Origin of the sequence: Anaerozeibacter quisquiliarum, from assembly GCF_051162045.1 — a bacterium.
In the GTDB taxonomy this organism is placed as follows: Bacteria; Bacillota; Clostridia; order Christensenellales; family Aristaeellaceae; genus Anaerozeibacter; species Anaerozeibacter quisquiliarum.
On sequence record NZ_JBISDI010000018.1, the window covers coordinates 65887 to 72244 of the forward strand.

Consider the following 6358-nt stretch of genomic DNA (forward strand, 5'->3'; position numbering starts at 1 on the left):
ATGCGCGTACTGAACGAATTGCTCGCCAACCGCGTGCTGTGGGTGGCGGTGGTCGGCTGGTTTGTGGCGCAGGCGCTCAAGGTGGTCTTCACCTACATCATCGAGCGGCGGTGGGATTTCGGCCGGTTTTTCGGCCTCGGCGGCATGCCCAGCTCCCATTCAGCTGTGGTATGCGGCGTGGCGACGGCGGTCGGCATCGCGCGCGGGTTTTATTCGATCGAGTTCACCATGGCGTTCGTGACGGCCTCGGTGGTCATGACCGATGCGGCCGGCGTGCGGCGCGCCGCGGGCAAGCAGGCCGTGGTGCTCAACAAAATTGTACAGGATATGGTCGCGGGCGGCCTGAATTTCAGCAATGAAGCGCTCAAGGAACTGCTGGGGCATACGCCGTTCGAGGTGCTGATGGGCGCGCTGCTGGGCGTGCTGCTGGCCGTGCTGATCATGTAAAAGGGAAAGAAATGCTTACGAACATTCGCACCCCCGAGGACATCAAGGGGCTTACGCCCAAGCAGCGCATAGCGCTTGCGCAGGAGTTGCGCGGGGTCATCATCGAGACGGTATCGAACAACGGGGGCCACCTGGCCTCGAACCTCGGCATGGTGGAACTGACGATCGCGCTGCATACGGCGCTCAACGCACCCGAGGACAAGCTGGTATTCGACGTGGGCCATCAGACCTACGCGCACAAGCTGCTGACCGGGCGCTGCGACCGCTTTTTTACGCTTAGGCAGCACGGCGGGATTACCGGGTTTCTGCGCCCCGACGAGAGCCCCTACGACGTGTGCGCCACCGGCCACGCCTCGAGCGGCATCTCGACCGCGTTGGGGCTGGCGCGCGCGCGCGATCTGATGGGCGCAAGGCACGCGGTGGCCGTGGTGGTGGGCGACGGCGCGCTGACCGGCGGCATGTGCTACGAGGCGCTCAACGACGCCGGCCAGTCGAAGACGCCGCTCATCGTGGTGCTCAATGACAACGAGATGTCGATCTCGAAGAACACGGGCGCGCTGTCGGGCTACCTGACGGGTCTTAGGCAGTCGGGGCCCTACCGCAGCGTCAAGCGCGCGCTGCGGGAGGGGCTTTCGCGCATGCCGCACCTGGGCACGCCGGTGTTGCGGGTACTCACGCGCCTGCGCGACGCGCTCCGGTCGCTGCTGATCGACGGCCAGTTCTTCGAGGCGCTGGGCTTTGAATACCAGGGCCCGATCGACGGCCACGACACCGAGCGGCTGATCCGCGTGCTCAGGCGAGCGGTCAAGGCGCAGCGCCCGGTGCTGGTGCACGTGGTCACCAAGAAGGGGCTGGGCTACGCCTACGCCGAGCAGCGCCCCGACGATTTCCACGGCATCGCGCCCTTCTTCGTGGACACCGGCCGCCCGGCAAGCGAGGGCGCGGCGGCCTACGGCGCGGTGATGGCGTCGGAGCTCGGCGCAATCGCCGAGCTGGACGCGCGCGTGTGTGCGGTGACGGCCGCCATGCCCTCGGGCACCGGGCTCACGGCGTTTCAGCAGCGCTTTCCCGAGCGCACGTTCGACGTGGGCATCGCCGAGGCACACGCCGTGTCGATGGCCGCGGGGCTGGCGCTCGCGGGCATGCGCCCGTTCGTGGCGATTTACTCCACCTTCCTGCAACGCGCCTACGACCAGCTGATTAGCGACGTATGCCTGCAAAGGCTGCCGGTGACGCTGCTGATCGACCGCGCCGGGCTGGTGGGCTCGGACGGCGCGACCCATCAGGGCGCGTTCGACCTGTGTTACCTCTGCGCAATGCCGGGCATGGCGGTGGCCGCGCCGCGCGACGCGCGCGACCTTCGGCGGCTGATGCGGCTGAGCCTGACGCTTGACGGCCCGCTCGCCATCCGCTACCCGCGCGACGCCTGCGACATGGGGCCGGGCATGCAGGAGCGGACGGCGCTGGCGCTCGGCGAGTGGGAGACGCTGGCCGCCGGGCGCGACGCCGTGATCCTGGCGGTCGGGCGCATGGTGGAGACCGCCTTGGCGGTGTCGATCGAGCTGCACGGCAAGGGGCTCGGCGTGGGCGTGGTGGACGCGCGGTTCATCAAGCCCCTCGATACGGCGATGCTGAAACGGCTGTCTACGGAAGCTTTGCTGCTGGTGACGCTCGAGGAAGGCGTGCTCGCGGGCGGGTTGGGCGCGGCGGTTTTGCGGCAATTGGCCGACTGGAACGCTCCGGCGCGCGTGATGGCGCTGGGGCTGCCCGACCGCTTCGTCGAGCAGGGCACGGTGGCCGAGCAGCTCGGCGATTGCGGCCTGACGATGCCCCAAATCGCCGAGGCGATCCGCTCGCGGCTGCAGAAGGATTTGGGCGATGGCGATTAAGCGCGTGGACGAGGCGCTCGTCGAGCGCGCTCTGGCCGACTCGATCGCGCATGCGCGGCTGCTGGTGCTCGAGGGCAAGGTGTATCAGGGCGGCGGCAAGGTGGAAAAGGCGTCCGACCGGTTGAAGCCCGCTCTTCAGCTCGACGTTCGGGACGCGAAGGCCAAGTTCGTCAGCCGGGGCGGGCTCAAGCTCGAGCGGGCGCTCGAGGTGTTCGGCATCGACGTGCGCGATAAGGTATGCCTGGACGTGGGTGCTTCCACCGGCGGGTTCACCGACGCGCTGCTTAAAGCCGGCGCGCGCATGGTGTACGCGGTGGACGTGGGGTTCGGGCTGCTCGACTGGTCGCTCCGGCGCGATCCGCGCGTGGTGGTGATGGAAAAGACCAACGCCCGCGCGCTCACACCCGAGATGTTTGACATCCGGCCGTCGCTGGGCGCGACCGACGTGTCGTTCATATCGCTCAAGGCGGTGCTGCCGCCGGCGCTCCATGTCCTCGTTGGCAACGGTCGCGCTCCGGGAGAAGATCGCCGCTTCGTCGCGCTGGTCAAGCCCCAGTTCGAGGCCGCGCGCGAGGACGTGAGCGCGGGCGGCGTGGTGCGCGACCCCGCGGTACACGCAAAGGTGCTCGAAAGCATCATCGACTTCGCGGCGACTCTCGGCTGGCAGGCCGCGGGGCTCGACTGCTCCCCGGTCACCGGAGCCGAGGGCAACATCGAGTTCCTGCTCGACCTCGTGCCCGCGCGCGGACTTGAGCGGCCCGACGTGCCCGGCGCGGTCGAGCGCGCGTGGACGATGCACCCGCAAAAAAAGCCGTGAGCGAGCGCGGTTACCGCTTGAATAAATATGCATCTATGATATATAATACATATAAGGTATGGTGAAGGCGTTGGCACAGCGCGTAGGCATCTGGCACAACGACTCCAAGGAGGGCACGCTGCAAGTGGCGCGCCGCCTGATTTCAATACTCGAGGGTGCGGGGGCGCGCGCGGTCGTGGCCGACCGCTTGGCGGCGGCGCTTGGCATGGGGCATCTGGCGGGCAGCTTCGAGGGCTGCGCGTTTTTGTGCGTGCTGGGCGGCGATGGCACGCTGCTGACCGCGGTGGACACGGCGCTTGCGTACGACATCCCGCTGATGGGCATCAATATGGGCCGGGTGGGCTACCTGACCGAGATGCCGCCGAGCGAGATGGAGCAGGGGGTTCTGCGCGCGCTTCGCGGCGAGGGCTTCCTCGACCGGCGCATGCTGCTCGAGGCCACGACTTCCAACGGCCAGCGCGCGCTGGCGCTCAACGACGTGGCGTTTAACCGCGCGGAACGCGCGGCCGGGGTGCTGCCGATCGAATTCTCGGCGGGCGGACAGATGGTGGACCGGATCGCGGGCGACGGACTGGTCGTGGCCAGCGCCACCGGCTCGACCGCCTATTCGCTGTCGGCGGGCGGGCCGCTGGTCGCGCCGGGGCTCGACTGCATCCTGCTGACGCCGATCTGCGCGCACACGCTGCACGTCCGGCCGATGGTGGTGTCGGCGGGCGAAACGGTCACGGTGCGCGTGCTGGACGAGGCTGAAAACGCGCGCGTGGTGGCCGACGGCTGCAAGCCGCTGACGCTTCCGGCGAATGACCCGGTGGTCACGATCCGCAAGGCGCGGGACAGCGTTGCGTTCCTGCGGCTCGAAGCGCGCAATTTTTTTGATTTGATGAGGGAAAAGCTGATCGGCTGGGTACATTCATGACGGGGGCGCGACCCCCTGGTTTGATAGGAGGGCGCGGTATGAAGTCGGCGCGACACGCCTTGATACTGGAGATCATCGACAGCCGGGATGTCGAGACGCAGGAGGAACTGGCCGAACAGCTAAAGCGCCACGGTGTGCGGGTGACGCAGGCCACGGTCTCGCGGGACATCAAGGAACTCAGGCTCCTCAAGGCGCTCTCGCCGAGCGGCGGCTACAAGTACGCCACCGCCGAACGCGCCGAGCAGGGCGCGGGCGACCGGTTTATCCGCATCTTCTCGGAATCGGTGCTGTCGGTGGCGTCCAGCGGCCATATGATCGTAATCAAAACGCTGTCGGGGAGCGCCAACGCGGCGGCCGAGGCCGTCGATTCGCTCAAGTGGAGCGAGGTACTGGGCACGCTGGCCGGCGACAACACGATTTTTATCATCGCGCGCGAGGGGTGCGACGTTGGATTGCTGGCGGCGAGATTTAAGCAAATGATGCGATGAGGATTGAGGGGAAACAAAGGTGCTCTTGGAGATTGCGATTGCAGACATCGCGCTGATCGAGCGGCTGCGGCTTGGGCTGGGGGCGGGGCTCAATGTGCTCACCGGCGAGACCGGCGCGGGCAAGTCGATCGTGGTGGACGCGTTATCGCTGGCGCTGGGCGGGCGCGCGGACCGCGAGCTGATCCGCACCGGGGCCGACAAGGCGCGCGTCGAGGTGCTGTTCGACGTGGCGGACAACCGCGAGGCGCTTAAGCTGCTGGGCGAGATGGGGCTGGAGGCCGAGGACGGGCTGCTGCCGCTTACGCGCGAGCTGACGGCGAACGGGCGCAGCGTGTGCCGTGCCTGTGGAAGCGTGGTGCCGCTTAATCAGTTCAAGCAACTGACCGGCCTGCTCGTCGACATGCACGGTCAGCACGAGCATCAGCAACTGGCCGATCCCGCGCGGCACCTGAACTACCTCGACGGATACGGGGACGCCGAACATGCCGCGCTGATCGCGCAGGTGCGCGCGCGCTACGCGGATTTCGCCGCGCTCAGGCGCGAGGCCGAGGCGCTGTCGATCGACGCGAGCGAGCGCGAGCGTCGGCGAGACATGCTGGCGTTTCAATTGGGTGAAATCGACGCAGTCAAGCCCAAGCGGGGCGAGGAGGAAAAACTCAAGCAAAAGAGCGAGCTCATGAAGAACGCCGAACAGGTGGCGCAGGGCGTGCAGCGCGCCTACGAGCTGACCTACAAGGGCGGCCGGAGCGCGAGCGCGCAGGAGGCGCTCAAGCGAGCGGCGGAGGCGATGGAACCGATCGCGCACCTGGACGAGCGTTTTGAAAGGCTCAAGGCGCGCCTGTTCGATCTGTATTACGCAGCCGAGGACGTGGGCTACGAGCTGCAGGATCTGAACGACGGCCTGGAGTTCGACCCCGCCGAGGCCGACCGCGTGGGCGCGCGTCTGAGCGAACTCAAGCGCATCGCGCGCAAGTACGGGCCGGAATTGGACGACGTGCTGGCGTTCCGCGAGGACGCCGCGCTTAAGCTTCATGAGCTCGACGGCGGCGACGAGCGGCTCCGGGAGATCGAAAAGGCGCTCTCTGCGAGGGAGCGGGCGCTCACCGAGGCCTGCGCGCAGTTGAGCGACAGCCGCAGGCGATTGGCCCGGGCGTTCACCGAACGGGTGATGGCGGAGCTCACCGACCTCGGTATGGAGCGCGCGCGCTTCGAGGTGCAGATTGCGCCGCGCGCTCTCTGTTCAGCCGACGGGCGCGACCAGGTGCAGTTCATGCTGTCGGCCAACCCGGGCGAGCCGGTGAAGCCGCTGTCGTCGGTGGCCTCGGGGGGCGAGCTGTCGCGGATCATGTTGGCGATGAAGGCCGCCGCCGCCGACAGCGCCGGAGTGGACGCGATGGTATTCGACGAAATCGACACCGGCGTCAGCGGGCGCATGGCGCAGGTGGTGGGCGAGAAGATGGCCGCGATCGCGCGCAAGCGCCAGGTGATCTGCGTGACGCACCTGCCTCAAATCGCGGCGCTGGCCGACCGGCAATACCTGGCGCTCAAGGTCACCGATGACGAGCGTACGACCTCGTCGGTCGAGCTGCTCGACCGCGCGGGCCGCATAGAGGAACTCAGCCGGCTGGTGGGCGGCGCCGGCGACCCCGCCAGCGGCCGCGCCCACGCCGAGCATCTCCTGACCGCCGCGCAGGCATTGATCGAGTCGCTGTCTGAACGGTGATACCGATCCCAACCATGTCCGCGTAAGCGGTTCGCAGTTTTTCTATTGAGCATAGGCGTTCGCCGAGAAGACGGACGC

Annotated in this window: 6 protein-coding genes; all 6 read left to right on the top strand. The window is 67.5% G+C overall.

The window, feature by feature from the left end; translation table 11 throughout:
• The 6 genes from ACH6CV_RS09660 to recN are packed head-to-tail and all read left to right on the top strand — an operon-like array spanning window position 1 to window position 6280.
• Window positions 1-447, top strand: coding sequence for a divergent PAP2 family protein (locus tag ACH6CV_RS09660; protein WP_456357978.1), 447 nt, complete (start codon window positions 1-3; stop codon window positions 445-447).
• 11 nt (window positions 448-458) lie between these two features.
• Window positions 459-2336: a 1-deoxy-D-xylulose-5-phosphate synthase gene (gene dxs, locus ACH6CV_RS09665; RefSeq protein WP_456357979.1), complete on the top strand. Its 1878-nt coding sequence runs from the start codon at window positions 459-461 to the stop codon at window positions 2334-2336.
• A complete protein-coding gene (locus ACH6CV_RS09670) occupies window positions 2326-3153 on the top strand; it encodes a TlyA family RNA methyltransferase (protein ID WP_456357980.1) in 828 nt (275 codons plus the stop codon). The genes dxs and ACH6CV_RS09670 overlap by 11 nt, the downstream gene beginning before the upstream one ends.
• 58 nt (window positions 3154-3211) lie before the next feature.
• A complete protein-coding gene (locus ACH6CV_RS09675; protein ID WP_456357981.1) occupies window positions 3212-4069 on the top strand; it encodes an NAD(+)/NADH kinase in 858 nt (285 codons plus the stop codon).
• Window positions 4070-4107: 38 nt separating this feature from the next.
• Window positions 4108-4557, top strand: a complete 450-nt coding sequence (locus tag ACH6CV_RS09680) for an arginine repressor (protein WP_456357982.1) — start codon at window positions 4108-4110, stop codon at window positions 4555-4557.
• A 19-nt stretch (window positions 4558-4576) separates the two neighbouring features.
• Window positions 4577-6280, top strand: coding sequence for a DNA repair protein RecN (gene recN / locus ACH6CV_RS09685; protein WP_456357983.1), 1704 nt, complete (start codon window positions 4577-4579; stop codon window positions 6278-6280).
• The last annotated feature ends 78 nt before the right edge of the window (window positions 6281-6358 follow it).